This window comes from Erythrobacter sp. Dej080120_24 (assembly GCF_036322605.1).
GTDB classification, from domain to species: Bacteria; Pseudomonadota; Alphaproteobacteria; order Sphingomonadales; family Sphingomonadaceae; genus Erythrobacter; species Erythrobacter aurantius.
This window is the reverse complement of sequence record NZ_AP027262.1, coordinates 1,435,704-1,462,648: the sequence shown is the minus strand read 5'-3', so window position 1 is coordinate 1,462,648 and position 26,945 is coordinate 1,435,704. Positions and strand designations below refer to the sequence as shown.

The following is a 26,945-nucleotide window of genomic DNA, read 5'->3' as shown; positions in this document are numbered from 1 at the left end:
CCGTCTTAGCGTGACGGCGGGATGTAGGACAGCGCCGGGCGGACGAATACCAACAGCGTTCGGCCAGTTAGTCGAACCAGCCCTTTTCCTTTTTCTGGCCAGTGCCCCAGTCCCATTCGTCCTTCTTCTTTTCCTTGCCGCCGAAGGAAAAGCGGAAGCCGGCGACCTCTGTGCTCACCTGTCCGTCTGAACGGATATCAACGCCCTTGGTAACGCGCGTCGTGTAATTGCCATCGCTGTGCAAGGTCACACCGTCGACCACCCGCGTGTTGTAGCCACCGTCTTCATCAAACGAGACACCATCGACCAGTTCATAGGTGCGGGTGCCATCGCTGGCGACATTGATGCCTGCGATGTTGTAAGACATTCCGGGGCCGTAATTGGGCGCGACGCCCGATTTGCGCACAGCGACGGCATCGGCAGACCAATCGCCGGGCACCGCATCGCCATGCCGAAGCGCGGCATCACGGCGATAATCCTCCATTGTCCGCTGCGGCATTGGGATTTCTTCAAGCCTTGGCGGAAAGAATTTCCGGCGAAGATCGTTGATCGTCAGTTTCGCGCCGGTTTCGCCAAACTTCTGCATCCGTTTGGCCGTGATGGCCTCGGCCTCTTTTTGAATACGCCTTTCAAGCAGAGGATCGGACGCCCAGCCGAGTCCCCCGCCAATTGCGCCCAGCATCAAAGCTCCGGTGAAGGTTCCCACGAAACCTTGCATCTCCCACCAAATGAAAAACACGAACGCCACAACAAATGCGGCAGCGCCGACCCACCCAGCCGCCTTTGTGTTCAGTTTGATGGCGCAGGACGCGGCAGCGAACAACGCAGCAAACAAAATAAGGGGAAGCCAAAGAACGATGATAGCATCTGTATCCCGGTCGAACAGCATCGTCAGCAAGAACAACGGCCCGCCCAACAAGCCCGCCTTTGCCGGGCGTGGCAGCCGCTCGAACCAGTTCTTTTCAATCCCGTCGGCTGGATCAACCTTTTCAAAAACTCCTTTCAGGACAGTCTCATGCGCGGGGATATGAATGATATCGCGCAGCAGCGCCTGCCGACCGATCAAGTCTTTACCGGTGGAATTGAGATCTGCGAACCAGCGGCGTTTGATCGCGGGTTCGAACATCGGATGATCGGCGAGCGTGAACGCCGGGACGGGATCGGAGTAAGGCGGGCCTGCCTTGAGCAGATCGAACAGCACTGCAGCGGTGCCGTTGAACAGCATCATGGCATAGGCTGCATCGACAATCCGGCCTTCGGAAAACTGCTGCGCAAGGCCAAGCTCCACTTTGCGATCATCGTCGATGAATTCTGCAAGCTTGCCCGAAGGATCGTTCCAGATGTCCGCTTGCAGCAGCATTTCGCCGCGAGCCTTCAGATAATCGTCCAAGGCGGATTGCCACGCATCCGCCAGCCCCTCCAGTTCGGGCGCGTGTTTGAGAATGACATCGGAACGGATCAACCCCTCGCGGAAAAGGAGCAGAGCGGTCGCGATAGCCGATTCCGCGAATTCACCGGTCGCCGGATCGCGGCGCTCTTCGAAGAATGACAACAGGTTCGCGCGATTGATCTCACCGACCAGATACAGATGCGGCGGGTTATCGGGGTCCAGCGTCTGCGCGAGATACACAATCGAAGCATAATCGATATGAGCACCGACGAGCTTGTCATGCGCAATCTTGGCATCGTAATCGCGCAGATCTTCTTCCAGCCATTTGCCAATGTAACCGGCCGAAAAATGCTCCGCCGCCTGCTTGCTGTTGGCCCTGATGGCAGCAGCCAGTTCCTTCGCCGAACGGCATTCGACATCGTTGATTTTGTACGGCCGGATATTCGCGGGTTGATCAGTCACTTGGCTGCCCCCTTTCGCAATACAGTTCATGGATCGGACCTGAAAGGTTCCCGAATTCTGGTTCTATTGCAAGGCTGACAGGCCAATTTTGGGAAGAACCCCGATCAATCCTCGTTGGCCAGACGGTACAGTTCGCGTGCCGCGTCCACCGGCTTTACATCGCCGTCGACCTCGTAGTGCCAGAAGCTCCAGCCGTTGCAGCTGGGCGCGCCTTGCAGGTCTTTGCCGAGGCCGTGGATCGAACCCGTCTTGCCACCGCATTCCAGTGATCCGTCGGCGCGCACGGTCGCGATCCAGCGGCGTTTCTTGTCGAACACCTGCGTGCCCGGCTTGATCAGCCCGGTTTCCACCACCGCACCGAATGCGACCTTGGGCGCGCTCTTGGCGCTTTGCATGGTGGTGAGAGCGCTTTCGTCGAGCGGCAGTTCCTTCTCGATCCGCTTCATCGCGACGTTGCGGTAGAAATCCTCGCGCTCGCAGCCGATCCATTCGCGGCCCAGACGCTTTGCCACCGCGCCGGTGGTGCCGGTGCCAAAGAACGGATCGAGCACCACATCGCCTTTCTCCGTCGTCGCCAGCAGCACGCGGTACAGCAGCGCCTCCGGCTTTTGCGTGGGATGCGCTTTCTTGCCGTCTTCTTTCAACCGTTCGCCGCCCGAACAGATCGGCAGCACCCAGTCGGAGCGCATCTGAAGCTCGTCATTGAGCGTTTTCATCGCGCGATAATTGAAGTGGTAGCGCGCCTTTTCACCCTGCGACGCCCAGATCAGCGTTTCATGCGCATTGGTGAAACGTGTGCCTTTGAAATTGGGCATGGGGTTGGTCTTGCGCCACACGATGTCGTTGAGGATCCAGAAGCCGAGATCCTGAATGATCGCACCGCACCGGAAGATGTTGTGATAGCTGCCGATCACCCACAGCGACCCGTCGGGCTTCAGAACGCGTCTCGCTTCCGTCAACCAAGCTCTTGTAAATTCGTCATAAGCGCGGAAGGATTCAAACTGGTCCCAGTGATCGTCCACGGCATCGACCTGGCTGCCGTCGGGCCGGTTCAGGTCGCCGCCAAGCTGGAGGTTGTAGGGCGGATCGGCGAACACGCAGTCGACCGAATTGTCGGGCAGCGAACGCATCGCCTCGATGCAGTCGCCGGACAGGATCTGCCCCAGTGGCAAGAGCGCACGCGTGTCCTGCGGGGCTTTGGTTGCCCCCTTTGCCCGCAGCTTTGTTGTTTCCATAACGCCCATTGAAATGCCCCGAAGTGATTGCTTGCGCCAAACTTATCCACAGGCATGAGTCCTCGCGGACTCCGCGTCAAGCGCTTTGGTTCTCGGGGTTTATGGTTAACACTTGGTAAAGGACGCTAATGGCAGCGCGGAACGAAAGGTGACCCCACTAGATGTTGAGTCCCCGGCAATTGGCGGGACTCCAGATCGGGTGGTGTTGCGTGAAGGACTCGCTTGCCGGCTTTGTTCGGGTGCGGCGCGATTTTTTGCTGCGGCAAAATTCCAGTCGGCGCCCCGGGAGGAGATTGTTGAGTTGATCGAGGATTTGCCAAGACACGGACAAAACTCGCAACGCCGACTGGAGAGTTCGTGCCTTCGCGTGAACAATCTCCCCTGCGACCCTTCGGGTGATCGAAATCTGCTGCGCTTCGATATTGATTCCAATCTGCAGAATTCTGCACTACAGTCTGTAGAGATACTTAAGTATATGATTTCAATTCCTAAAAATTTTGAGAGCGTTTGAACTGTGCAGCTGACCCAGCGACAGTGTGAGGTAGCCGATCGTCTCCTAGCGGGGATGACGATTGCTGCGATTGCCGAAGACCTCAATCTGACCGAAAGCCGGGTCAACCGGATCATCCGTGCGCTGAAGAACCGATTTGAAGTCGATACGCAGGCCGGCATCGTCGCGGCCTATCAGAAGGCGCTGGAAACCGGCCTGACCCATTCGGAAGCACCCGACGATCAGGGCGAGGCAGCGGGGACGGGCGATGAAAGCCTTGTGCCCGAAGTGCTCAACGCGCCCCACCCTATCCTTTACCGGCTGGTGGCGATCTGTGTCGCGGCGTTGATGCTGGCGATAACCTTTATGGCGCTGACCCAGTTTGCCGTCACATTGAACGATGCGTTGAGCGCGAATGGGTGAGTTTTTCGGTCAGATTTACGAAATTCTGCGGATGACGAGCCCGTGGCGCATCAGCCTGCAGGAGACCTGGACGATCGCTCTGCTCATCACCGCGCTGCTTTGGGGCGGCGGCCCGGAAAAGGTCGCCATAAGCGTCTGGCTGATCGTCGTCGAGTTCAGCCGATACCTATCGATCAACACAGAGAAAACGCCCGAAGCGACGCTGGCTCTGTGGTCGGGTGTGAACTGGAACTCCTTTCTGGTGGACGGGCTGCTGCTGATCGGCTTTGTCGGTCTCGCCCTGATTGCAAACCGTCGATACGTGTTCTGGATCGCCGGGCTTCAGGTGATCGCCGTCATGGGCCATGTCGTGCGCGCGAGCACGGATGATCTGATGATCTTCGTTTACGGGCTGATGGTGATGGGCCCCGGCTGGCTACAGATATTCGTGATGACGGCAGGACAAATCGCCCATCTGCGGCGCAAGCGCGGCGTCTATGCGGACTGGATCTGGCAGGTCAGGCGGCGCGTGGCAGCCCCACCTGTCAGCTGAAGACGAACACCACATTCGCGGCAAAGGCTGCGACCAGCACCGCGCCGATCACGCGTCCGATGCTCCGCGCGAACCACAAGAGCGCCAGCAATGCCGCCGCGCTGGCGGTCAACAGCGCCATCTGCAACCCGGCGAGATCGGCCGAGACGGGGCTTGGCGCGATGGCCATGGTCGCGCCGCCGATCAGCAGTATGTTGTAGATGTTCGAACCGACGACATTGCCCAGCGCAAGGCCCGATTTGCCCCGCAGCGCGGCGGCCACCGATGCGGCGAGTTCGGGCAGCGACGTTCCGACCGCGACGATCGTCAGGCCGATGACGGTTTCCGGCACCTTGAAAATGGTCGCAAGGCTGATCGCCCCCGTCACCAGCGCATTGCCACCCACCACAAGTATCGCCAGACCGACCGCGAACAGGCCGAATGCGATCACTCCGCTTTGCGGTTGGTCGTCATCCTCCACCTCGTCCAGCGGCGCCGCGCCCGGATGGCGATACCGCCACACGATATAGACGACGATCAGCCCCAGCAGCGCGATCCCGATCCAGACCGCGCCGATCTGCGTCAGCGCCAGCCCCCACAACAGCAGCGTCACCGCCAGCGCCACCACCGCATCGCGCCGCCCGATGCCCGAAAGCGCGATTGGCATGATCAGCGCCGAAGCGCCGAGGATCAGCAGCGTGTTGGCGATGTTCGACCCGACTATATTGCCCCACGCGATCCCCGGCGAACCGGACAGCGCGGCCTGCACGCTCGCCACCATTTCGGGCATGCTGGTGGCAAAGCCGACAATCACCAGCCCGGTAAACAGCGTCGACACGCCCAGTTTCTGCGCGATGCCCACGGCCCCGCGCACCAGCAATTCGCCGCCAATGGCAAGGCCGACAAGCCCGCCCAGACTGAGTAGTATCGCTTCAAGCATCGCGCGCCCTTAATCGAAGCGCGGCGGTTTCACAAAAGGTTTGCCTGCGCGACGGGGGCAAAGCTGTGGCGGTGCAAGGGTGTGGGTCCATGCACGCGCAACGCTTCCATGTGCTCGCGCGTTCCATAGCCCTTGTTGCGATCCCATCCGTATTCGGGATGGCGCGCGGCGGCCTCGATCATCAGCCGGTCTCGCCACTCCTTGGCGATGATCGACGCAGCGCCGATCGCCACTTCGCAACCGTCCCCGCCGATGATCGCACGCGCGGGCCAGCGCCATTCGGCGCAGCGCCGCTCGGGCGTCTGGTTGCCGTCGATCAGCACTTCCTGCGGGGCATCGGGCAATAGCGCGCACAGATCGCGCACGCACCGCGTCATCGCCTCCATCGTCGCCTGGAAAATGTTGATCCGGTCGATCTCTTCCGGTTCCACCACCGCCACCGCCCATGCGCAGGATGCGCGGATACCTTCGTCGAGCTTTGCCCGGCGCTTGGCGGAAAGCGTCTTGGAATCGCCCACACCAGCGGGTAGTCCCGCCCCCACGACCACGGCGGCGGCCACCACCGGCCCTGCCAGCGGCCCTCGCCCTGCCTCGTCCACCCCGATGACAAACGGCGCGCGCAAGGATGGGGGGCAACCAAATGAAGGATCGGGAGTTACCTGAAGCATGAAGACCTTTTCCAAACTCGCCGCCGCACTTTCCCTTCCCGCGCTCGCGCTCGCAAGCTGCGCCAATGCGGAAAATGGGGAAACCACCCAAACCGCCACGACTGAAGTCAGCCTGACTGTCACCCCGATGGGCGAATTCGAACGCCCGTGGGCCATCGAATTCATCCCCGGCACCGACTGGATCGCCATCACCGAGAAGGAAGGCGCGCTCAAACTGATGCACTCCGCCAACGGGCAGGTGGTCAATGTCAGCGGAGTGCCCGAAGTCGCCTTTGGCGGTCAGGGCGGCCTCGGCGATGTGGCGTTTCTGGACAGCGAAGCCGAAGTAATGGGCGCACGCACCATCTATCTCAGCTGGGCGCAGCTCGGCGAAGACGGGGAGACACGCGGTGCAGTGGTTGGGCGCGGAAAGCTCGACTGCACCGATCCCGACACCGCACAAATGCTCTGTGCCATCGAAGGGCTGGAAGTGATCTGGCAGCAGACCCCCAAGGTCGAAGGGCGCGGGCATTATTCGCACCGCATCACTTTCTCGCCCGACGAACAATACATGTTCGTCACCAGCGGTGATCGCCAGAAACAGACCCCGGCGCAGGACATGACCAACACGCTGGGCACGATCGTGCGGCTGAACCTCGACGGCACCCCGGCAGCGGGCAATCCCTTTGCCGAACAAGGCGGGGTGACGGCGGAAATCTGGTCTTACGGCCATCGTAACCTCCTCGGCATCGATTGGGATGCACAAGGTCGCCTGTGGGAAGTCGAGCACGGCCCGGCAGGCGGTGACGAGCTCAATCTGGTGCGCGAAGGCGCGAATTACGGCTGGCCGACGCGTTCCAACGGGGACAATTACAACGGCGTCGACATTCCCGACCACACCGATGACGACGGCTTTACCAAGCCGGCGATATGGTGGACCCCGGTGATCGCGCCGGGCGACATGGTGTTCTATTCGGGCGAGATGTTCGCCGACTGGCAGGGTGACGCGCTGATCGCAGGGCTTGGCAGCAAGGCTTTGGTCCACGTCGCCATCGACGGCGAAACCGCACGCGAAGTCGGCCGGTACGAAGTGGGCGACCGCCTGCGTTCGGTAACGCTGGCACCGGACGGCAGCATCTTCGTGGCCGAAGACGGCGAAGGCGGGCGAGTGCTGCGGATTAGTAAGTAACCTTGGCAGGGCGCGAAAACTCACCTAACCGCGCCCTCCAATGAATCAGACCGCCACTCTCATTCCGCTTGTCGCGGTTGATCCCGAGATGATCGAGCAAGTGCTCGACCGTGCCTTCGGCCCGGATCGTCACGCGCGCACCGCCTATCGCATCCGCGAAGGGATGGACTGGCTTGAAGCGCTCAGCTTTGCCGCGCTGGACGAGGACGAGATGCTGGTCGGCACGATCCAGTGTTATCCGATCGCGCTGTTCGATCGCGAAGGGCGCGGTGTCCCGCTCGTTATGGTCGGCCCGGTCGCCGTCTTGCCCGAAAGGCAGGGCGAAGGGTTTGGCATCGGTCTGATGGCGGCAATGCTCGATGCAGAAGCAAACCTTGCGAAATCGGGCATGCCGCCGCTCGCGCAGGTGTTGATCGGAGATGTCGAATATTACGGGCGCTGGGGTTTCTCGGCAGCCTCAACGGGTGGCTGGCGTTGCCCCGGCCCTTACGAACAGCACCGATTGCTGGCACGCGGCCCGGCGCTGTCGGCGATGCCCGCCGAAGGCATGCTGGGGCCGTGGCAAGGGTAACTTACCACCTTTCCCGGAACCCCGGCATCTGGCATCGCGTATTCAACACATGCCTTACGAACCACCACCCTACCTTGCCGAACTGACCCTGGCCCAGATTGCCGAGCAGGTGGCGCAGCGCAAGCTGCCCCCGGTCGAAGGCTGGGCGCCCGAAAGGGTCGGCGACAGCCAGATGCGCATTGCAGCCGACGGCACATGGTTTCACGAAGGCGATCCGATCCGCCGTCCGGCGATGGTGCGGGCCTTTTCCGGGCTGTTGACCCATGACGAAACCGGACAGCACTGGCTCGTCACCCCGTTCGAGAAATTGGGCATCGAAGTCGAAGACGCCCCCTTCATCGCGACCGATTGTGTGCGCAAGGACGGCGACCTCGCCTTTCGCATCAACACCGATGAGCTGGTTATCGCCGGGCCGGACAATCCCTTGCGCGTGGCGGGGGATCCGGACACTCCGGCAATCTATCTCCACGTGCGGCGCGGGTGCGAGGCGCGGTTGAACCGTTCGACCTATACCCAGCTTGCCGAAATCGCGCTCGAAACCAATGGCGACGACTGGATCGTGTCGAGCCAGGGTGCGCTGTTTTCGCTGAAGGCGTGATCGGCGGATGAGCGATCTTTTCGATCATCTGGCAGACCTGTACGCGCGCGGGCATGCCCGCGAGGCGCCGGACCTGATCATCGATCATCGCCATGCCGAGGGTGATCGGCAAACCCCTGCGGCGGTGCTGATCGCGGTGGTCGACAAGCCCGCCGGGCCAAGCGTGTTGCTGACTCAGCGGCCACGCGGAATGCGCGATCATCCCGGGCAAGTCGCTCTGCCCGGAGGCAAGCTGGAGCCGGGCGAGGATGCCGTCGAAGCGGCGCTGCGCGAGGCAGGGGAAGAGCTTGGCATTCGGGCCGAAGACGTCCGCGTGATCGGCGCAACCGACCTTTACCTGACCGGCACGGGGTTTGCGGTGACGCCCGTTCTCGCGGTGGTGCCCGATGGCCTCGCGATAGAACCAGACCCGCGCGAGGTCGCCGCGTGGTTCGATCCGCCGCTGGCGCATCTGCTCGATCCGGACAACTGGATCAGGCGCAGCGCGATGTGGAACGGGCAGGAACGCTTCTATCTCGACATGCAATATGGCGAATTTCGCATCTGGGGCGTGACCGCCGCGATCCTGTTCAACCTGTCGCGCCGGATCGCATGGCAGAGCTGAATCGCGCATCCCGGCCAACCGCAAGCTTGTCCAAGGCACAGTTTTCCGTCTAGCGGGGCAATCGTGAACGACGCACTCAAATCGGCTGACTGGCCCCGGCGGGAGGGGCTGCGTATGCTCACCGCCGCGCTGGGGGCAGAGCATATCCGCTGGGTCGGCGGAGCGGTGCGGGACACGCTGCTGCAAATGGCGGTCCACGATGTCGATTGCGCGACCACGCATACGCCGGACAGGGTGATCGACCTGTGCGCGCAGGCGGAGATACGCACCGTGCCGACGGGGATCGATCACGGCACCGTCACCGCGATCCTTGCCGATGGCCCGGTCGAAATCACCACCCTGCGCCGCGATGTCGCCACCGATGGCAGGCGCGCGACCGTCGCCTTTGCGACCGAATGGCGCGAGGACGCGGCGCGGCGCGATTTCACCATCAACGCGCTGTATGCCCATCCCGAGACGCTGGAAATTTCCGACTATTTCGGCGGGCTGGATGATCTGGCAGCGCGGCGGGTGCGGTTTATCGGCGATGCGCGCGACCGGATTGCCGAGGATCACCTGCGGATCCTGCGCTATTACCGGTTTCAGGCGCGGTTCGGGGCGGAGCTCGATCCCGAAGCCGAAGCCGCCTGCACCGCCATGGCGGCAACGCTTAAGGGCTTGAGCCGCGAGCGGATCGCGGCGGAGTTGCTGGCGCTGCTGGCGCTGCCCGATCCGCACGCGACGTTGGCGCGGATGCACGAAGCCGGGGTGCTGGGCGTGATCCTGCCCGAAACCGGCCGCGCGCATCTCGACGCGCTTGCCCGTTTGATCCGGCGCGAGGATGCCAATGGCCATGCTGCAGAACCGATCCGTCGGCTCGCTGCGCTCTTGCCGCCTTCGCCCGAAGTGGCTGAAGCGGTCGCCGCACGGTTGCGCCTATCAAAGGCACAGCGTTCGCGGCTTCTGTCAGCGAGCGAACGACTGGGCAGCGATGCCGAAAATCCGCAAACGCTGGCCTACAATATCGGCATCGAGCAAGCGATCGACCGACTGCTGCTGCTCGACCATGACACCGCAATGATTACCGGGTGGGAGCCGCCCGCCTTCCCGTTGAAAGGCGGAGAAATCGTCGCGCGCGGGGTCGCCGCCGGGCCACAAGTCGCAAGGCTGATGCAGACGGTCGAACGCCGCTGGGTCGCCGAAGGATTTCCCGATTCAGGCCGCATTGCGCAGATTCTTGACGAGGAGCTGGCGCGCGGCTGATGCTGACCGCCATTGCTGACCGGGCTTTGACGTTTACGTTAAGGCGAGCTTCAGGCGCGATCAGTCACATAAAAGTCACAGGTCGTCGACTTGTCACAGGCCGGGCCTGCCGTTAGGGAACTCCCCGCGTGTTTCGCACATTGTTCGCAGGAGCGTGCTTCCATCGCTGTTGGCCTGGCCCTTTTGGTCTTGCGTCCATCCTGCACGCGCTGCCCTCCTGTTTGCGGCGGCCACCCTTCCCCTCCGGGGTCTGACTGGAATTACAACTGGAGAGTAATTGATCATGAAATTTGCAAAGCTTGCCCTTATTGCCACCGTTGTGGCTGCCGCCCCCGTCGCCGCCAATGCGCAGGACGTCGGCACCACCATCTTCAGCCAGGAAGAAACCCCGACCGAAGTCGGCACGGTTGTCAGCAATGATGGCGCGACTGTCCTTGTCGACACCGGCAAGCACCAGGCTCCGCTGCCTGCGAACTTCTTTGCACAGCGTGAAGGCAACTGGACGATCAACGCCACCAAGGGCCAGATCGACGGCATGATGGATGCGCAGGTTGCCGAAGCCAATGCCAAGCGCGATGCCGCGCTGGTCGAAGGTGCGGCAGTCGTCAGCGCCGACGGCCTGCCCGCCGGCACCGTCTACACCATCGACAGCGAAGACACCGTGATCGTCCAGAACGAGATGGGCATCGTCACCCTGACGCGCGAATCCTTCGCCGTGAGCCCCGAAGGCGCGCTGATGGCGCTCTACACCGGCGCACAGCTGGGCGCGAACACCGTCGAGGTGCCAGAAGGCGCCGAAATCCTCACCCCGGCACAGGCCCGCGCCAAGGAAGCCGAAATGGCGGCGACCGAGGAAGCCGCAGGCGCAACCGGCGTCAGCATGTAAGCAGACACGCCCGTTCGGGCAGAAAAAAGCCGCGGTCACCAGCAATGGTGGCCGCGGCTTTTGCTTTCATCCGCTTGGTTGGGACGGAGCCGTCAATGGGCCCGCGCACACCAACGATCATGAAAACCTGTTGTTCTTCGGGAAACCCTGCGGCGGCAGGCGGCCGGCGGCGCCGCGCGCGACCTTCCATTGCCAGATGTCGGTTTCGGTCCGGGTGCGTTCGCCCGATCCGCCCATCTGCCAGCTGAGGCCGTCCGCCAGTACAAAAGTGGTCGCATCGCTCAGGCCGCCGTCGCGATACCGTTGCAGCATCACCCCCTGCCCGCGCGCCATCACCGGCATTTCTTCGAGGTTGAAGACGATCAGCTTGCGGTTTTCACCCACTGCCGCGACATGATCGTGGCCTGCGGGCACTTCGCGGATCACCTGCAACCGCGCGCCGTCCTTCAGGTTCACGACCTGCCGGCCTTTGCGGGTTTCGGCGAGCAGTTCCTTCGTCTCCGCGATGAAGCCCTTGCCGATGCTGGAGGCGAGCAACAGGCGCCCGCCTTCCTTGTGCACCAGCATCCCTGAAATCGAGGCCTCGGCTTCAAGGTCGATCATGGTGCGCACCGGCTCGCCAAAGCCGCGCGCACCGGGCAGCTTGTCACAGCCCAGCGTGAAGAACCGCCCGTCGGACGCCGCGATCAGCAGCTTGTCGGTGGTCTGCGCGTGGAGGATGAAGGCCAGCTTGTCGCCTTCCTTGTATTTGAATTCCTGATCCAGCGGTACGTGGCCACTCGCCGCCCTGATCCATCCCTTTTGCGACAGGATCACGGTGACCGGTGCTTTTTCGATCATCGCGTCCATGCTGAATTCCACCGCCGGAGCGGCTTCGCGGATCAGCGTTCGACGCGCGCCCAGCGCGGTGTCCTCGGCATAGTCCTTGCGCAAGGTCCGCAAGTCCTTCTTCAGCCGGGTGCGCTGGCGGGCCGGACTTTCGAGCAGCTTGTTGAGATCGTCCTGCTCGGCCAGCAATTCGTCCTTTTCCTGCCGCAGCTGCATTTCCTCCAGCTTGCGCAAGGACCGCAGGCGCATGTTCAGGATGGCCTCGGCCTGCCTGTCGGTGAGCTTGAACTCCTCCATCATCACGGCCTTGGGATCATCCTCATACCGGATGATCTCGATCACGCGATCAAGGTTGAGGAAGGCGATGATGTAGCCTTCGACCAGTTCCAGCCGCTTTTCGATCTGGTCGAGGCGGTGGCGGGTGCGCCGCTGGAGGATGTCGATCTGCGAGGCTGTCCAATGGCCCAGGAGCTCCTTGATCCCCATCACCATCGGGGTGCGGGTGGCATCCAGCACGTTCATGTTGAGCCCGAAACGGGTTTCCATGTCGGTCAGCTTGAAAATCGATTCCTTGAGCAATTCGGGATCGACATTGCGGGTGCGCGGGACAAGCACGATACGGATCTTCTCATCACTTTCATCGCGCACGTCTTCAAGGATCGGCAGCTTCTTGTCGGCAATGGCTTGCGCGATCTGTTCGATCAGCTTGCCCTTGGCCACCTGATAGGGAATTTCGCTGATGACGAGCTGCCACTGGCCGCCGCCCAGCCGTTCAATCCCGGCTTCGATATCGGCCTGATCCTTGGCCTCGGGCGCGCGGAACACGCCGCGCAGGCGGAAAGACCCGCGCCCGGTGCGATAGGCTTCGGAAATGGTCGCGGCGCTGTCCACGATCTGGCCGCCTGTCGCAAAGTCGGGGCCGTGCATCAGTTCCATCAGCCGTTCATGCTCGACATGCGGATTGTCGATCAGTTCCAGCGTCGCGTCGATCACCTCCGCCACATTGTGCGAAGGGATGTTGGTCGCCATGCCCACCGCGATCCCGCTGGCACCATTGGCCAGCAGGTTGGGGAACAGGCCCGGCATCAGCTCGGGTTCGACTTCCTCGCCATTGTAGGTCGGGATGAAATCGACCGTGCCCGCGTCCAGCCCTTCCATCAGCTGCATCGCGGTCTTGGTCAGGCGGGCTTCGGTGTAGCGGTAGGCAGCGGCGTTATCGCCGTCGATATTGCCGAAATTCCCCTGCCCCTCGACCAGGGGATACCGCAGCGAGAAATCCTGCGCGAGCCGCACCATCGCGTCATAGGCGGCGGTATCGCCGTGGGGGTGATATTTACCGATCACCTCGCCCACCACGCGAGCCGATTTCTTGTAGCCGCTGTCGGGCGAAAGCTTGAGCTGCCGCATTGTCCACAGCAAGCGGCGGTGAACCGGTTTCAGCCCGTCGCGCAGATCGGGCAGCGAACGCGCGGTGATCGTGGACAGGGCATAGACCAGATACCGCTCTGACAGGGCAGCATCGAAAGGCGCATCGACAATCGCGTCGAACGGATCGGAATCATCAGTGGTCGAAGTGTCGGACATCCCTCTCGCTTAGCAATGCGGGAGGGTGCGCGGGAGAGGCGTTTCCACAGGGAATACGCCCTGAAGAATGCGGGCAAAAACCGGGAAATTCCAACCCGACTTGAATTATGGCCAAATTATGGCACAATTGGGGCGAGAATAAGGCAGACTCGCTTTCAGTGCCTTGTTCCGCCCCGATTTGAGGAGAGAGAAATGCGTAAAATCTGGATCTTGGCCGGTGCCACAATGCTTGCAACCGGCCTTGGCGCGTGCAGCGAGGCGGGGGATTCCGCCCTGCATGAAGAGGCCGCGATGGACGCGGAATATTCCGCCGAAGCCAGCGAAGTAGCCGCGGATGACGGCGCGATCCCCGAACTGGGCGACATCCCGGTGAACATGCCGCAGCTGGCCTACACCTATGATTACCGCTGGGCGCTGCCCGCTGCCGACATCGGCCCCTTGCAGCGCCGCCATGCCAGCCTGTGCGAACAGCAAGGCCCGGCCGCCTGCCGCATTCTCGGCATGAGCAAGACCGGCGAGGAAGCCGACGAAGTCACCGGCGTGCTCGAAATGGCGGTTGCCAGCCGACAGGCGCGGGCTTTCGGCGCGCTGCTGGAGGATGAGGCGCAGGATGCAGGCGCGGAGCAAGTTTCCGCCGAAATTGCTTCGGAAGAACTGTCACGCAACATCGTCGACACCGAAGCGCGCCTGCGCGCCCGCACCGAATTGCGCGACCGGCTGCTCGAAGTGCTGCGCACCCGCAAGGGCACGGTTCAGGAGCTAGTCGAGGCCGAACGCAGCGTCGCGCGCGTCAATGAAGAGATCGATCAGGCGCGCAGCTGGCTGCGGCAGATGGAAGGCCGCGTCGCCTACAGCCGTGTAACCGTGCGATACGAAACCGGCGTGCCGATCAGCAGCGATTTCCTCGCCCCGGTGCAAGGCGCGATCGGAGCGCTGGGTTCGATCATGGGCTATCTCGCCGCGCTGCTCATCCTGATCGGATCGGTCGCCCTGCCGGTGGGCCTCGGCGCATGGGGTATACGCATGGCAAAGCGCCGGTTTGCACCGGTGTCGGCCGAGGCCGAAGCCTAAGAGCGTGAACAGTTGAGGATGCGCGCCGCGTCCAGCGTGTTGGTTTCGACTGCCAATTCATATTGCATAGACACCATCTGCGCGCACAGCCCCGCCTCCAGATCGCCACGCGAAAGCGCCTGACGCATCCAGAAGCGCGCATCCTCAATCGAACGCGGGCCGACCCAGCCGTTGGTGGCGGACAGCGCCATTTGCGCAAAAGCATCGGGATAGCCTGCCTTGGCCGCGACCTCGCAATGCGGGACAGCCTCGGCAAACCGCGCCTCGCGCACGAAGATGTTGCACAATTGCTGGTCCGCATCCGCGCGCCCTTCTTGTGCCATTTCCTTGAGCGCCGTGACAAAGGCCTCGCCCTCTTCGGGGATGGCATAGAACAGGCCGTAATAGGCATAGGCATAGCCGGCTTCCGCAGCGAGGCGTTGCTGGCGCACCCCTTCGAGGTACTCGGGCGTTCCGCGATGCTCGGCTGCGCCGATCAGCACGCGCGAATAATGCCCCGCGCCTTGGCATAGTTCTGGTCCGCTGCGGCCTTGTAGAGTTCAAGCGAGCGCGCCTTGTCTGCCTCGTCACGCGCGTTGACCCGCAGGAAATAGGCAAGCTCAAGCTGGCCATAGGGCGTGCCTTGCGCCGCCGCCTTTTCCAGCGTTACACGCGCCGCATCGAGGTCCTTTTCAACCCCCATACCGAAATGCTGCATATAGCCCAGCAGATAGGTCGCCAGCGGATCGCCTGCCGCCACCAGCGCCTCGATATCGGCGACCGAATGTTCCGCCAGCACCCGCATGATCAGGATCGGTTCGTCGATCCGTTCCAAATCCTCCAGCGAAAGGTTGATCGGGCGCAGCGCGGGCAGCGCATCGGCTTGCGCAGCAATGGCGGCTGTATTGCTAGCATCCGCCAGAAACGTGTTGGGCGACAACGAATTGTAGGTGAACGGAACCTGCGGCGGCCAGAACCCTTCGGTGCGTTCATACACGCCCTGACGGATCGAGTTGAACACCAGGCTCACATCGACCTTGGGCACCGTCACCTTGGTCGCCACCTCATAGGCGAAGGGGCTGACGTTCTCGGGCGGCGGGGCTGCGTCATAGGCGGGGATCCCGCGACCTGTGGAATAGAGCACCGCCACCCGAGCGCCGGGCTCGAAATCAAACTCGCGAATTCCTGCCGAAACGCTCGCCGCCTGACGCGTCGCGGGCTCGATGATCACCGGGGCTGGCGCGCTGCGGGTCACCTGATTCCCGGCACTGGCCGAAGGGCCGACATCGCCCGCCGTGCGGCACGCATCGAGCATGAAGATGGTCGTCCCGTCATGCGTCAGACGGTCGGCCAGAGCTTCGAATTCGATGAACACCCGGTCGATCTCGTCCGCGCTCGCCTGCAAGGGCGCGTCCACCGGGACGAGGTAATTGCGGCGGCCATATTCGAAACCATGCCCGGCGTAATAGAACACGACGATATCGGCATCGTCGATGGAGCGGCTGAACCCGTCAACCGCGCTGCGCATCTGCGCCCATGTCCCGTCGGGCACGACAGTCACCGCAAAGCCGATCGAACGCAGCGAAGCGGCCACCATGTCCACATCATTGGCCGGATTGGGCAGGCTGCTCCACTGATCTCCGCTGCCAACCTGCTGGTATGACGAATTGCCGATCAGCAGCGCATGCTTGCCCCCTGCCTGGGCGGGAACGCCTGCAAGCATGCAGCTCGCGGCGAGAACCATCAGGGCGATGAATTTGCGGATCATGATCTTCCCCCCGTTCACCCCTACATCCGCCGCGCGTCATTACTTTCGGCGGGTACGCTGACGGTCAGCCCGTCTAACGCCTCGGTCAGGTCGATCTGGCACGAAAGGCGGCTTGTCCGGCGCGCTCCGGCGGCGAAATCGAGCATGTCTTCCTCTTCCTCGCTCGGTTCGTCCAGCTTCTCGAACCATTCGGGCGCGACGATCACATGGCAGGTGGAACAGGCCATCTGCCCCTCGCACGTCCCCTCGAGCGGGAGGCCCGCAGCCTGCCCGACTTTCAGCAGATTGTCGCCCGCATCAGCCTCTGCCTCGATCGCGGTGCCGCGCGGGTCGATGAAGGTGACTTTCAAACCCACAATTCCTGCTCCTTCACCGCAGCCTTGATGTCCCGTGCCGCCGCCTCAAGCTCCTCTGCCGAAGTGTAACGGCCCCAGCCGAGCCGGATCGTGCTTTTCGCCTCGGCATCGGAAAGCCCGATGGCTTTCAGCACATGGCTGGGCTTGCCCGATCCGCTGGCGCAGGCGCTTCCGGCGGAGAACATGACATTGCGGCAAGTGCTCATCAACCGCGCCACATCCAGCCCGTCGCGCCTGATGCTGAGATTGGCGTGGTTGCGGGCGGTGAGGCTGCCGTTCACCTGCCAGTCGTCGAACAATTCCAGCGCGCGATCCCACAGGGCGCGCGCGTGTTCGCGGTCTTCCTCCATGCGTTCATTCGCCAGCTGCGCCGCCACGCCGAACCCTGCGACCAGCGCCGGGGACAGCGTGCCCGAACGCAATCCTTCCTGAAGCCCGCCGGTGATCTGCGGGGTCAGTTCGACACCATCTCTCACCCACAGCGCGCCGATACCTTTGGGGCCGTAGATCTTGTGCGCGCTCACCGCGATCATGTCGGCTTTTTCGGGAGGCGCGACCTTGCCCGCGCCCTGCACCGCGTCGCACAGGAACAGCGCACCCGCCGCGTGCGCCTGATCGGCCAGTTGATCGACCGGCTGCACAGTGCCGATTTCATTGTTGACCTGCATAACGCAGACAAGGCCGACGCCGGACGGCAGATTGGTGCGCGGATCGACGCAGCCTTCGCTGTCGACGGGGATTACCTCGGGATCGCCCAGCACCTTGGCCGTGTCCTTCACTGCCGCGTGTTCGATCGCGGAGATCGCGATGCCCCCTTCGATCTGCGCGCCGCGCATGGCGAGGTTGATCGCTTCGCAGGCATTGCCGGTGAAGATCACGCGCCCGCCCGACGGGAACAGCGCCGCCACCTTCTCGCGCGCGGCCTCCACCGCAGCCGCCGCCATCCGGCCCATGCGATGCGGGGAATGCGGATTGGCAAAGGCGCTGCCGTCCGGCCCGTCCAGATGCCGCAGCATGGCTTCGCGGGCTTCGGGGGCAAGCGGAGTGGTCGCCTGATTGTCGAGATAGATCATGGCCTCAGCCCCTATCAAAAGGGGATTGTCAAAGCGAGCGCCAAGCCTCGACAAATTGGTCCAATTCCCCTGCCGTGGTGTTCCAGCCAAGGCTGACCCGGATCGTGCGCGCGGCTACCTCGTCCGAAACGCCAAAGGCATCGAGCACACGGCTTTTCTTGAGCGTGCCGGAGGAACAGGCGCTCCCCGCCGACACGGCCAATCCCATTGCGTCGAGGCGGATCAGCAACGCCTGTGCAGACATGGTGGGGTGAGCAAGCGCGAGGATATGATCGGCCTGATCGCCAAACGTCAGGATGTCTCCGGAAAGTTCGGCCGCGAATGCCGCGCGCTGATCGGTGCTGGTTGCCCATGCGCCCGCCTCCAGCGCGGCGGCCATGCCCAGGGCTCCGGGCATATTCTCAGTCCCCTGACGATAACCGCGTTCGTGCCCGCCGGTCGGCTCAAGAAGGTTGAAATCGCGCACCAGCAAGGCTCCGATCCCGATCGGCCCGCCGAATTTGTGCGCCGAAACCACCAGCATGTCGGCATCGGGCAGCTCGATCTTGCCCGCACTTTGCGCGCAATCGGACAGCATCACCGCGCCCGTTTCGCGCAAGGCCTCGGCCATCTGGTTGACCGGATTGATCACGCCGGTTTCGGAATTGACGTGCTGCACCGCAAGGATGGCCTGCGCGTCGAACAGGCTTTCGTCGGACGAGATTTCCGCATCGGGCGCGGCGCGGAACACCGCGTCATGCTCGACCGCGCTGACGATCCGGCGATTGGCCTTCGCCCGATTGAGCGCGATCCACAAAGCCTCGCTCGCGCCCGAGGTGAAGATCAGCTCGTAGTTCCTGTTTCCTTGGCCCAACCCCAACGCCGCCTTGATCCGTTCGCGCGCATCCTCGAGCGCCTGCTTGGCCTTGCGCCCCTCTGCATGGGGGCTCGACGGGTTGGCCCACAGGGCAAAACCTTCCTCCATCGCTGCCTTTGCTTCGGGCCGCAGCGGGCTGGTGGCGGCATGATCGAGATAGATGCGGGGACGGGACACGGAGACCTAATTAAGAACGATTCGCAACAAGTTGCACTATGCAATTGCTCTCTATATAGAGCGCAGCCTCCCGCGCGCCACCCGGCGAATGCGGCGTTGATTCTAGCAAGGTCCAGCTGATGCCATCAGTCATCTTTCCCGGCCCCGAGGGCCGTCTCGAAGGTCGTTTCTCCCCTCCCCCGCGCCCGCGTGCGCCCGTGGCGATGATCCTGCATCCGCACCCCGAAGGCGGCGGCACCATGAACGACCGGATCGTGCAGCGGCTGTACAAGACTTTCGCCGATCGCGGCTTTGCCACCTTGCGCTTCAACTTTCGCGGCGTGGGCCGTTCGCAAGGGTCGTTCGACAACGGAATCGGTGAACTTTCCGATGCCGCATCTGCGCTCGACTGGGTGCAGTCGATCCACCCAGAGGCGCAGACGACCTGGGTTGCAGGCTATTCCTTCGGCGCGCTGATCGGCATGCAATTGCTGATGCGCCGCCCGGAAGTGCGCGGCTTCATCTCGGTTTCGCCGCCCGCCAATATGTATGATTTCAGCTTCCTCGCCCCCTGCCCCGCTTCAGGCATTTTCGTGCAGGGCGCGGCGGATACGGTGGTGCAGCCCAATGCAGTGCAAAAGCTGGTCGACAAGCTGCGCACGCAAAAGCACATCACCATCCACCACGACGAAATCCCGCGCGCCAACCACTTCTATGAAAACGAGCTGGAAGAGATGATGGCGAGCGTCGACAACTACCTCGACTTCCGCCTGTCGCCGGATTGTCCGATCAAATAGCGATTGTTTTGACGAAGGCGCATCCGCGCCTTCGTCCTCGCTAGACGCGCAGCACAGCTGCGCCCGCTGCGGGCGGGCGGTCGCCCTTGCAGCCGGACACATTTGCAAACCGAACTGCTTGTCATGGTTCGAACCCGATAGGGTTCGCAAAGCCAAGGCGGACGGATGTCGGCCGCCCGGCGCCTGAGGCCGCGAAACAACCTCCATAATATTATTACGCAAAATTGATCGGTTGCGAAACGCGACGGGTCGCTAAGTGCAACGCGATAGTTCTTGATTGCTTGCGGTTACGTTGTAACATCATCTCCTAGCAAAAGTGAGAGGAGTTGCTGCCATGAGCTACACTGCCGCTGCCAACCACCCCAATCCTGCCGCAGCCGTCGGCGCGATCGGGGTTCCTGCCGGGATCGCCGTGCTGCTGATTACCGGGCTGGCCGTCAAACAGGTTATCATGCCGCCGGTGCCCAATCCGACAGGTACCTTTGAAGAAGTGATCGAGATCACCCCGGAAGTGATCGAGCCCGAAACCTCCACCTCCGCGACCGAACAGACCACCTCGCAGCAGACCGAAACCACCATCACCCGGCCCGAAAGCGAGTTTGATTTCGAACTGACCCCCAGCGGTCCGATCACCGATCTGCCCGGTCTCGACGAGGGCATCGGCGACACCTTCGGCCCGGTCGATTTCGGGATTCCCAAGCCATCACCCACCCCGGTTTTCGATCCGGTCGCCGCCGCGCCGATGGGCAATCCGGGGCGCTGGATCACTGACAGGGATTACCGCCCAAGCTGGATCAATCGCGGATATTCGGGCCGGGCCGGCTTCACCTTGCAGATCGACGCGCAGGGCCGCGTGACGAATTGCTCAATCACCCGATCGACCGGGCATGACGCTCTGGACGAGGCCACTTGCCGCCTGTTGCGCCAGCGCGCCGAATTCAGCCCGGCCAAGGATTCCTCGGGCCGGATCGTTCCGGGCAGTTACAGCAGCTCGGTCAACTGGCGGATCCCCTGAAATTCGCGTTGAGGGTCGCGATTACGGGCTTCCTTCGGGAAGCCCGTTTTGTTTTCCGGCCTGGAAACCGGAGGCGCTATTCTTCTTCGGAAATCTGGTCGATCGGGGCGGTTCCTTCGGCATCGGGGATGGTCCAGATCAACACATTGCCGATCGCGATCAGCGCCAGCACCACCATCAGCAAAGGCTGCTTCGCCTCACCCGTCCGCCGCCACATGAAAACCGCGCCCACGATCAGCAGGATAGCGGCGAGCACCACGATCGAGAAAACGATATCGGTCATGCAAACCCTTTAGCGCGCAAGCCTCGCGCGGTGCAATTGACTTGAACGTCGCGGCTCGCCAAACCTTGCCGCCATGAGAGAGAACCACACAGATTTCACCCGTCGTCAGGCCCTGATCGGTCTGGGCGGCGTTTCCGCACTCGCGCTTGTCCCCGGATGCGCAAGCGCTGCCTATGATACAGCCGCAAACGGCCAGCCGGTTACGCTGACACCGGACGAGATGCTGGATGAAATCGCCTATGCGATGCTCCGTCACGAACCGGGCCGCGCAACAGGTCTGGGTGTGGACACCGGACAGTATGCGGAATGGCGCGGCACCTTTGGCGCGGTGGGTGAAGCCGGGCGCGATGCCTATCAGGCAACCTTGCGCTGGGCATTGGAACAGGCCCGCAGCTATCCCAAGGCCGGCCTCACCCCCGATCAGCAGACCAGTTTCGAAGTCGTCGAAAGCGCCTTTTCCAGCGCGCTTGCGGGGATGGACCTGCCCTATGGCGATGTCGCCGTGGGAAGCTGGCGCAATGCCCCCTACCTCGTGATCCAGAACGTCGGCGGACACATCGATTTCCCGCGCCATTTCGGTGCCAGCCAGCCGCTGCGCGATGCCGATGACGTAGGCTTCTATGTCTCCCGTGCGGATGAAGTCAGCGCGGTGCTCGACGGGGAAACCGACCGGATCAAGCAGGCGCGTGGCATGGGCCTCGTCCCGCCCGACTTCCTGCTCGACAAGGCAATCGCGCAGATGGAGACGGTGATCGCCGCCGCGCGCGAAAGCTATGTCGGCCCGATGGAGGCCAGCGAATTGGCCGCCGCCCAGCCCGCCGTCGGCACACTCGACGGGATCGTGTCGGGCAAGATCGTCCCCGCGCTCGAACGCCAGCTCGCCGAACTGCGCACCCAGCGCGGCCTTGCCAAGGGCAATCCGGGCATGTGGGCGCAGCCGCAGGGGGATGAATGGTACAGCTGGGCCACCAGCGCATCTACCACCACCAGCATGACCCCGGACGAAATCCACGAGCTGGGGCTGGAGGAACTGGCACAGCTGCATGGCCGGATGGACCCGATCCTGAAGGAAATCGGCTACACCCAAGGGACGGTGGGCGAACGGATGCAGGCGCTGTCGCAAGACCCGCGCTACCAATTTGCCGAAGGCGATCCGGGGCGCGAGGAAATCTTCGCCTTCATCGATGAGCGGCTGCAATGGATCAAGGGGCAGATGCCGCGCGCCTTCAACACGCTGGTCGACCCCAATATGGAAGTCCGCCGTATCCCGATTACCGAGGAAGCGGGCGCACCGGGCGCCTATGGCGGCGCGGGCAGCAAGGACGGGTCGATCCCGGGCCGGTTCTGGATCAACCTGCGCACCACCGATCTGCACCGCAAATACGATCTGCCCGACCTGACTTTCCACGAAGCGATCCCCGGACACGTATGGGAAGGCGAATATTCGAACCGCCTGCCGCTGATCCGTTCGATCCTCGCCTTTGGCGCCTTTTCCGAAGGCTGGGCGCTGTATGGGGAGCAGCTCGCAGACGAGCTTGGCGCCTATGACGATTTCAAGGTCGGGCGGCTGGGCTATCTGCAAAGCCTCGCCTTCCGCGCCTGCCGCCTCGTCGTCGACACCGGGCTGCATCACAAACGCTGGAGCCGCGAACAGGCGCGCCAGTTCTTCGTGCAGCGCAACGGCTCCAAATACGAAGAGGTCGCGAGCGAGGTTGATCGCTATTGCAGCTGGCCGGGTCAGGCCTGCTCCTACAAGATCGGCCATTCCGAAATCGTGCGCCTGCGCCAGACAGCACAAGCGCGCATGGGCAGCGGCTATGACTTCAAGGCGTTCAACACCGCCGTCATCCTGGGCGGCAACGCCCCGCTCGACGTGGTGGGCAAGACGGTGGAGCGATACATCACCGGGGCGTGATTTTAGTCCCCCAAGGGGCTGGTCAAGCCATTCAGATTGGCTATGATTTCCCCTGCTCGTGTAGTCGCAGACACGAAGGGGGACTGCCATTATGATCCATCGCCTTTTCGCGGTGCTTGCCATTCTGGCGAGCGCGCTCGTCATTTCGTCTCCGGCAAGGGCAGCATGGCACAAGGCCGAAAGCGACCGGTTCGTGATCTATTCCGACAGCCGGGCCGAAGATCTTGAAGGCTTTGCCGAACTGCTCGAGCGGTATCATGTCGCGTTAGAGCTCGAGACCGGGCGCACGGTTCCAGTACCCAGCCCGTCCAACAGGCTGACAATCTACATGGTCGGCACGCGCGATGACCTGCGGGACATCTATGGCGGAGGCGCACGCTCCGCCGTGGCGGGTTTCTACATTCCGCGCGCCAAAGGATCGGTTACCTTCGTTCCCAATATCCAGTTCCGCACGCGCGATATCGGACGGGCGCAGACGGGGTCACGCTATTCGCGCAGCGCCACGGCGCAGGTGCTAGACCCGGCGCTGTCGACCTTGCTCCACGAATACGCTCACCATTTCCTGATCGCCTCTGCCCGTCATGCCATGCCGCGCTGGCTGAGCGAAGGTGCAGCGGAATACTTCTCTTCCGCACGCTTCAACGATGATGGATCGGTAGATATCGGCCTGCCTAACAACGAACGCGCCTGGGAAATCAGCCAGGCAGCGCCGGTGTCGGTGCGCCAACTGCTCGATTACGATCTTTACCGCGAAAACCGGGGCAATCGCTACACCGCCTATTACGGGCGCGCTTGGCTGCTGTTCCACTACCTCAGCTTCAACCCGCAGCGCAGCGGGCAACTGGTGCGCTACTGGCAAGCGGTGGCAGCGGGCATGGACAGCCTTCAGGCAGGTGAGCAGATATTCGGCGATCTGGATCGGCTGGAAAGCGAGCTGCGCGATTACGGACGCCAGACATCGATGTCGGGAATGCGATTTTCGGCCGAGCGCTTCCGGATCGGCAAGGTCACCGTCACAGAATTAAGCGACGGGCACGCCGCAATGATGGACGTGATCATGCGTTCGGATCGCGGGGTCGATGACGAACAAGCCGCAATGGTCGCTGCCGACGCCCGTTTGATTGCCGGGCGTTACCCTGAGGATGCCGAGGTGCTGGCTGCGCTGGCCGAAGCGGAATACGATGCCGGCAATGACGATGCCGCCATCGCCGCATCCACCCGCGCGATAGCCATCGATCCGACCGTCACCAACGCCTACGTGCAGCAAGGTTACGCGCTGTTCCGCAAGGCGGCAGACGCCGCCGACAAGGAAGCGGCCTATGCCGCAGCGATGGCTCCGTTCGAGGCGCTGAACGCGCTGGAGGCCGATCACACGCAACCGCTGATCTATTACTATCGCAGCTTCACCTACCGCGGGATCGCACCGCCGGAGCAGGCAAGGTTCGCGTTGGAGCGGGCGACCCAGCTCGCGCCTTTCGACAAGGCACTTGCAGTTGAATTGGCGGCAATGAAAGCAGCCGAAGGCGACGCGGTAATCGCGCGCTATCTGCTCGCGCCGGTCGCAGCCGATCCGCACGGGGGGCGCCAAAGCCGCTTTGCACAGGCGGCGATCGACTACCTTGGCAGGCTACCGGAAGGCTCCAGAGCGGATTTCGGCGCGCTGCGCGATCAGTTCGAGGCGGCTGTCGACGGCGAAGGGGGCGAGGACGACTCCTGATCGGGCGCCCTGCCCCTCGCTTGTGCTTACTTCCGACCGAACAGGCCCGAAGCGATATCGGTGATGTCGTCGAGCGCGTTGCCGTCGCCGTCACGGTCGAGCAGGCCCATCAGCGATGACGGGTCTTTCTGGATCGCGCTGGCAAATTCGGTGAGCGAACCCTCGCCCCCGATCTGTTCGACGATCTGGCTCAGCACACCCGCGTCGAGCCCGGTCTTGGCCGCAGCCAATTCCACCGTGTCGCCTTCCATCTGGTGGGTCTGACCAAGCATCGCGATCGCCTTTTCCGCCATTGCCGGATCGATCCCGACCTTTGCAGCAAGATTGACGACATCATCGGGCGCGCCGCCGATGTTCTTGAGGATCGAATCGAGAATGCTCATGGTTGGTCCCTTCCCTGAAATATCAACGACATTAGCCGGGGTTGGTGACAAGGCAAAGGCCCCGCGCGCCTGAACGCACGGGGCCTTCGATTGACTCAGCTACCGACGTGTCAGGCGGCGACCGGAGCAGCCTTGCGCACGCCTTCGTCGACATGCGCCTCGAACTCGGCGAAATTGTCGATGAACAACTGCACCAGCTTCTGCGCGGTCGCGTCATATTCGGCCTTGTCCGCCCAGGTGCTGCGCGGATCGAGGATGGTCTGGTCAATCCCGGCCTCGGCCAGCACCGGCACATGCACCGGCACATCGAAACCGAAGTTGGGATCGGTGCGGAATTCGACGCCATCCAGATCACCGTCGAGCGCGGCGTTAAGCAGAGCGCGCGTCGCCTTGATCGGCATGCGGTGGCCGACGCCGTATTTCCCGCCGGTCCAGCCGGTGTTGAGCAGCCAGCACTGCACCCCGCCCTTGGCGATGCGTTCTTTCAGCAGATTGCCGTAAACGCTCGGATGACGCGGCATGAAAGGCGCGCCGAAACAGGTGCTGAAGGTTGCCTCCGGCTCGGTCACGCCGATTTCCGTGCCGGCCACCTTGGCGGTGTAGCCCGACAGGAAGTGATACATCGCCTGTTCCGGGGTCAGCCGCGCGATCGGAGGCAGCACGCCGAATGCATCGGCGGTCAGCATCACGACGTTGGACGGCACCGGGCCAAGGTTGTCCTTTGACGTGTTCGGGATGAAATCGATCGGATAGGCGCCGCGGGTGTTTTCGGCGAGCGTGTTGTCATCCAGATCAAGCTCGCGCGTGACAGGATCCATCACCACGTTTTCCAGCACCGTGCCGAAACGGCGGGTGGTGGCGTAGATTTCCGGCTCCGCCTCTTCGGACAGGCGGATCATCTTGGCATAGCAGCCGCCTTCGAAGTTGAAGACTGCCGTGTCCGACCAGCCGTGCTCGTCATCGCCGATGAGCGTGCGCGAGGCATCGGCCGAAAGCGTCGTCTTGCCCGTGCCCGACAGGCCGAAGAAAACAGCCGTCTTGCCATCGGCGCTGATATTGGCCGAACAGTGCATCGGCATCACGCCCTTGGTCGGCAGCAGGTAATTGAGAATGCCGAAAACGCTCTTCTTCATCTCGCCCGCGTAACGCGTGCCGCCGATCAGGATCAGCTTTTCCGACAGGTTCACCGCGATCACGGTTTCGCTGTTGGTGCCGTGGCGTGCCGGATCAGCCTTGAAGCTCGGCAGGTCGATGATGGTGTATTCGGGCGCGAAGGAACCCAGTTCCTCGGCCGTCGGACGCACCAGCAGGGTGCGGATGAACAGATTGTGCCATGCCAGCTCGTTGATCACGCGCACGTTGACGCGGTGTTCGGGCTGCGACCCGCCGAACAGATCCGCGACATAGAGCGTGTCCTTTTCCGCCAGCGCGGCCATGAAATCGGCCTTGAGCGCGGCGAAGTGATCCGGCGTCATCGAAACGTTGACCTTGCCCCACCACACGGTGTTCTCGGTTTCGGCATCGCGGACAATGAACTTGTCCTTGGCGCTGCGGCCGGTCTTTGCGCCGGTTTGCACCACAAGCGCACCGTTCTTTGAAAGCGAACCTTCGTTCGAAGCGAGAGCAGCTTCGATCAGCGCCGACGTGCCGAGATTGGGGTGAACGTCAGCCCGGGTTTCGATGCCCTGGGCTGCAAGCGAATGGGCGAGGGGGATCAAGGTATCTTCTCCTGAAAAGGGCCCGCGAGAGGAAACATGGCCGCATTGTCCTGGGGAACGGGAGCATATCGCCGTCGCCCCTTACGACACCGCCGTCCTGCGAGTCGAAAGAGAGCGAAATGACCCCAATCCGCGAAGCGGCATAGTTACGGATGTCGCCCCCGTCAAACCGCGCATTTCGGGCGTTGCGACGCACAATTTTCACGGCAGCTTTCTTCGCATTTGCAGCACGGATTTCCGGGGGCTGATCACCTCCTT

Annotated in this window: 26 protein-coding genes; 13 read left to right on the top strand and 13 right to left on the bottom strand. The window is 62.6% G+C overall.

Features of this window, described 5'->3' with window-relative positions; genetic code table 11:
- Window positions 1-67 precede the first annotated feature (67 nt).
- Together AABA34_RS06950 and AABA34_RS06945 are read right to left on the bottom strand one after the other, a co-directional pair.
- Complete coding sequence (locus tag AABA34_RS06950) at window positions 68-1,852, bottom strand: hypothetical protein (RefSeq protein ID WP_338304476.1); 1,785 nt, start codon at window positions 1,850-1,852, stop codon at window positions 68-70.
- A 104-nt stretch (window positions 1,853-1,956) separates the two neighbouring features.
- The gene (locus AABA34_RS06945; RefSeq protein ID WP_407931982.1) at window positions 1,957-3,087 is read right to left on the bottom strand and encodes a site-specific DNA-methyltransferase; all 1,131 of its coding nucleotides are present in this window, start codon (window positions 3,085-3,087) and stop codon (window positions 1,957-1,959) included.
- 514 nt (window positions 3,088-3,601) lie between these two features.
- Here AABA34_RS06945 and AABA34_RS06940 point away from each other — a divergent pair.
- The gene (locus AABA34_RS06940) at window positions 3,602-4,000 is read left to right on the top strand and encodes a LuxR C-terminal-related transcriptional regulator (protein WP_338304475.1); all 399 of its coding nucleotides are present in this window, start codon (window positions 3,602-3,604) and stop codon (window positions 3,998-4,000) included.
- Window positions 3,993-4,532 (top strand): hypothetical protein, encoded by a 540-nt coding sequence (locus AABA34_RS06935; protein ID WP_338304474.1) that lies wholly within the window; start codon window positions 3,993-3,995, stop codon window positions 4,530-4,532. The genes AABA34_RS06940 and AABA34_RS06935 overlap by 8 nt, the downstream gene beginning before the upstream one ends.
- Here the strand turns inward: AABA34_RS06935 and AABA34_RS06930 are convergent.
- Entirely contained in the window at window positions 4,525-5,451 is a 927-nt protein-coding gene (locus AABA34_RS06930; protein WP_338304473.1) for a calcium/sodium antiporter, read from the bottom strand. The genes AABA34_RS06935 and AABA34_RS06930 overlap by 8 nt on opposite strands.
- A 29-nt stretch (window positions 5,452-5,480) precedes the next feature.
- Entirely contained in the window at window positions 5,481-6,119 is a 639-nt protein-coding gene (locus AABA34_RS06925; protein ID WP_338304472.1) for a ribonuclease HII, read from the bottom strand.
- Between AABA34_RS06925 and AABA34_RS06920 the strand changes: the two genes are divergently transcribed.
- The 6 genes from AABA34_RS06920 (at window position 6,118) to AABA34_RS06895 (ending at window position 11,188) form a co-directional block, all read left to right on the top strand.
- The gene (locus AABA34_RS06920; RefSeq protein ID WP_338304471.1) at window positions 6,118-7,287 is read left to right on the top strand and encodes a PQQ-dependent sugar dehydrogenase; all 1,170 of its coding nucleotides are present in this window, start codon (window positions 6,118-6,120) and stop codon (window positions 7,285-7,287) included. The two genes, AABA34_RS06925 and AABA34_RS06920, sit on opposite strands and share 2 nt — an antisense overlap.
- A gap of 40 nt (window positions 7,288-7,327) precedes the next feature.
- Window positions 7,328-7,858, top strand: coding sequence for a GNAT family N-acetyltransferase (locus AABA34_RS06915; RefSeq protein WP_252260279.1), 531 nt, complete (start codon window positions 7,328-7,330; stop codon window positions 7,856-7,858).
- Between the two features lie 49 nt (window positions 7,859-7,907).
- Window positions 7,908-8,456 carry a DUF1285 domain-containing protein gene (locus tag AABA34_RS06910; RefSeq protein WP_338304470.1) on the top strand — a complete coding sequence of 183 codons (549 nt, stop codon included), beginning with the start codon at window positions 7,908-7,910 and terminating at the stop codon, window positions 8,454-8,456.
- Between the two features lie 7 nt (window positions 8,457-8,463).
- Window positions 8,464-9,060 (top strand): NUDIX hydrolase, encoded by a 597-nt coding sequence (locus tag AABA34_RS06905; RefSeq protein WP_338304469.1) that lies wholly within the window; start codon window positions 8,464-8,466, stop codon window positions 9,058-9,060.
- 63 nt (window positions 9,061-9,123) lie between these two features.
- Window positions 9,124-10,302 (top strand): CCA tRNA nucleotidyltransferase, encoded by a 1,179-nt coding sequence (locus AABA34_RS06900; RefSeq protein WP_338304468.1) that lies wholly within the window; start codon window positions 9,124-9,126, stop codon window positions 10,300-10,302.
- Window positions 10,303-10,585: 283 nt separating this feature from the next.
- Window positions 10,586-11,188, top strand: coding sequence for a hypothetical protein (locus AABA34_RS06895; RefSeq protein WP_338304467.1), 603 nt, complete (start codon window positions 10,586-10,588; stop codon window positions 11,186-11,188).
- A gap of 117 nt (window positions 11,189-11,305) precedes the next feature.
- Here AABA34_RS06895 and parC read toward each other — a convergent pair whose 3' ends face one another.
- Window positions 11,306-13,600, bottom strand: coding sequence for a DNA topoisomerase IV subunit A (parC, locus tag AABA34_RS06890; protein ID WP_338304466.1), 2,295 nt, complete (start codon window positions 13,598-13,600; stop codon window positions 11,306-11,308).
- Window positions 13,601-13,792: 192 nt separating this feature from the next.
- On the opposite strand from parC, the gene AABA34_RS06885 reads away from it, so the two are divergent.
- Window positions 13,793-14,671 carry a DUF4349 domain-containing protein gene (locus AABA34_RS06885; protein WP_338304465.1) on the top strand — a complete coding sequence of 293 codons (879 nt, stop codon included), beginning with the start codon at window positions 13,793-13,795 and terminating at the stop codon, window positions 14,669-14,671.
- On the opposite strand, the gene AABA34_RS06880 is transcribed toward AABA34_RS06885, so the two are convergent.
- From AABA34_RS06880 to AABA34_RS06860, 5 genes are read right to left on the bottom strand one after another with little or no spacing between them, the layout of a single operon-like run.
- Window positions 14,668-15,153, bottom strand: a complete 486-nt coding sequence (locus AABA34_RS06880) for a hypothetical protein (protein WP_338304464.1) — start codon at window positions 15,151-15,153, stop codon at window positions 14,668-14,670. The two genes, AABA34_RS06885 and AABA34_RS06880, sit on opposite strands and share 4 nt — an antisense overlap.
- Entirely contained in the window at window positions 15,147-16,418 is a 1,272-nt protein-coding gene (locus AABA34_RS06875; protein ID WP_338304463.1) for a caspase family protein, read from the bottom strand. Before AABA34_RS06875 ends, AABA34_RS06880 begins: the two co-directional genes overlap by 7 nt.
- 20 nt (window positions 16,419-16,438) lie before the next feature.
- Window positions 16,439-16,768, bottom strand: coding sequence for a 2Fe-2S iron-sulfur cluster-binding protein (locus tag AABA34_RS06870; RefSeq protein ID WP_445083765.1), 330 nt, complete (start codon window positions 16,766-16,768; stop codon window positions 16,439-16,441).
- Window positions 16,765-17,847: a cysteine desulfurase family protein gene (locus tag AABA34_RS06865; protein WP_338304461.1), complete on the bottom strand. Its 1,083-nt coding sequence runs from the start codon at window positions 17,845-17,847 to the stop codon at window positions 16,765-16,767. The genes AABA34_RS06870 and AABA34_RS06865 overlap by 4 nt, the downstream gene beginning before the upstream one ends.
- A gap of 28 nt (window positions 17,848-17,875) precedes the next feature.
- On the bottom strand, window positions 17,876-18,880 hold the full coding sequence (locus AABA34_RS06860; RefSeq protein WP_338304460.1) for a cysteine desulfurase family protein: 1,005 nt from the start codon (window positions 18,878-18,880) through the stop codon (window positions 17,876-17,878).
- A gap of 119 nt (window positions 18,881-18,999) precedes the next feature.
- On the opposite strand from AABA34_RS06860, the gene AABA34_RS06855 reads away from it, so the two are divergent.
- The gene (locus tag AABA34_RS06855) at window positions 19,000-19,656 is read left to right on the top strand and encodes an alpha/beta hydrolase (protein ID WP_252260266.1); all 657 of its coding nucleotides are present in this window, start codon (window positions 19,000-19,002) and stop codon (window positions 19,654-19,656) included.
- A 334-nt stretch (window positions 19,657-19,990) separates the two neighbouring features.
- Window positions 19,991-20,671, top strand: a complete 681-nt coding sequence (locus tag AABA34_RS06850) for an energy transducer TonB (RefSeq protein ID WP_051699592.1) — start codon at window positions 19,991-19,993, stop codon at window positions 20,669-20,671.
- A gap of 76 nt (window positions 20,672-20,747) precedes the next feature.
- On the opposite strand, the gene AABA34_RS06845 is transcribed toward AABA34_RS06850, so the two are convergent.
- Window positions 20,748-20,954 (bottom strand): hypothetical protein, encoded by a 207-nt coding sequence (locus tag AABA34_RS06845; protein WP_034952623.1) that lies wholly within the window; start codon window positions 20,952-20,954, stop codon window positions 20,748-20,750.
- Between the two features lie 73 nt (window positions 20,955-21,027).
- Here AABA34_RS06845 and AABA34_RS06840 point away from each other — a divergent pair, with 73 nt between their 5' ends.
- Both AABA34_RS06840 and AABA34_RS06835 read left to right on the top strand, forming a co-directional pair.
- Window positions 21,028-22,869, top strand: a complete 1,842-nt coding sequence (locus AABA34_RS06840) for a DUF885 domain-containing protein (RefSeq protein WP_034952622.1) — start codon at window positions 21,028-21,030, stop codon at window positions 22,867-22,869.
- Window positions 22,870-22,960: 91 nt separating this feature from the next.
- On the top strand, window positions 22,961-24,586 hold the full coding sequence (locus AABA34_RS06835) for a DUF1570 domain-containing protein (RefSeq protein WP_338304459.1): 1,626 nt from the start codon (window positions 22,961-22,963) through the stop codon (window positions 24,584-24,586).
- Between the two features lie 26 nt (window positions 24,587-24,612).
- On the opposite strand, the gene AABA34_RS06830 is transcribed toward AABA34_RS06835, so the two are convergent.
- Window positions 24,613-24,969: a hypothetical protein gene (locus AABA34_RS06830; RefSeq protein WP_034952620.1), complete on the bottom strand. Its 357-nt coding sequence runs from the start codon at window positions 24,967-24,969 to the stop codon at window positions 24,613-24,615.
- A gap of 110 nt (window positions 24,970-25,079) precedes the next feature.
- On the bottom strand, window positions 25,080-26,687 hold the full coding sequence (locus tag AABA34_RS06825; RefSeq protein ID WP_034952618.1) for a phosphoenolpyruvate carboxykinase: 1,608 nt from the start codon (window positions 26,685-26,687) through the stop codon (window positions 25,080-25,082).
- Window positions 26,688-26,945 lie beyond the last annotated feature (258 nt).